Source organism: Clavibacter sp. GW821-FHT01D01 (assembly GCF_059422605.1).
The window spans coordinates 1-1,151 of sequence record NZ_JBWKXC010000025.1; the positions used below are offsets into that span (position 1 = coordinate 1).

A 1,151-nucleotide genomic window follows, 5' to 3' on the forward strand; every position below is an offset into this window, starting at 1 on the left:
GTGAGCGGCACGGCTGAGCCGAACGCCACGGTGACGGTCTCCATCTTCGGCCAGGACGACCAGGTCGCCACGGCGGATGCGACGACGGGTGCCTTCTCGGTGACGTTCCCGCAGCTGCCTGCCGGTGATTACACGGCGACCGCGGTGCAGACGGTCGGGGGCGTCGCCTCCGGCACGGACTCGGTGGACTTCACGGTCGCTGCAGCTGACGCGGCGGACCCGGTCGTGATCCTCGAGCCCGACCTCGGCGAGATCCTCCAGGGCGGTACCCAGGACGTGACCGTCAGCGGCACGGCCGAGCCGGGCACGGTGGTCACGGTGACCATCGACGGCGAGGCCACGCAGACGGCGACGGCGGCTCCGTTCGGACCCACCGCAGGCTCGTTCTCCGTCGTCTTCCCGGGCCTCGAGCCCGGTGACTACATCGCGGTGGCGACTCAGGCCGCGGGCGGCACCGACTCCGTCTCCTTCACGGTGGCGCCGGTCATCGCCGACGTGATCATCACCGAGCCGGCGCAGGGGGAGGTGATCCCCGGTGGTCCGCAGGACGTGACCATCCGCGGGACCGCCGAGCCCGGCGCTTCGGTCGCGGTCGCCATCCCCGGCCAGGAGACGCAGACGACGACGGCGGACCCGGTCACGGGTGCCTTCGATGTCGTGTTCGTCGACCTGCCGGTCGGCCCCTACACCGCGACCGCCACCCAGACGGTGGACGACGCGGAGGCGGGCTCCGACTCGGTGACCTTCACGGTGGACGCGGCTGCCGCGGACGGCGCCGCTGATGTCGACGGAGATGCCGATGCCGACGTCGATGGTGGCGCTGATGTGGATGCTGCTGCGGACGTGGACGCTGCTGCTGATGTGGACGCCGCAGCGGATGCAGATGCCGCTGCTGATGTCGACGCCGCAGCTGACACCGATGCTGCCGCTGATGTGGATGCTGCTGCTGACACCGATGCTGCTGCGGACGTAGATGCCGCCGCTGATGTGGATGCTGCTGCTGACACCGACGCTGCTGCGGACGTAGATGCCGCCGCTGATGTGGATGCTGCTGCTGACACCGACGCTGCTGCCGACGTGGACGCTGCTGCTGATGTCGATGCTGCTGCTGACACCGACGCTGCTGCCGACGTGGACGCTGCTGCTGATGT

1 pseudogene is annotated in these 1,151 nt (G+C 69.9%); it reads left to right on the forward strand.

Going from position 1 to position 1,151, the window contains the following annotated elements:
• Nucleotides 1-1,151 (forward strand): annotated as a pseudogene (locus tag AC07VC_RS16210) (hypothetical protein); the annotation flags it as partial.